Raw genomic sequence first — 204 nt, forward strand, 5'->3', positions numbered from 1 at the left:
ACCGAAGCGGATGGGCATAACGTTTGGCAAGCGACGTACCGGGTGTGGGGCAACACGCTGGAAGAAGTGCGCGAGCCGTATTACATCGAGGAGCAGAACCTAAGGTTTCAGGGCCAGTACCTGGACCGGGAGACGGGGCTACATTTTAATACGTTCAGGTTTTATGATCCGGATGTGGGACGGTTTACGACGCCGGATCCGATT

The 204-nt window shown here is 55.4% G+C and carries 1 protein-coding gene; it reads left to right on the forward strand.

Going from position 1 to position 204, the window contains the following annotated elements:
- Positions 1 to 204: RHS repeat-associated core domain-containing protein (locus tag AC6CIA_RS26545; protein WP_498316140.1), on the forward strand; the 204-nt coding region annotated here is incomplete at both ends.

The organism is Pseudomonas sp. GQ91 (assembly GCF_059758795.1).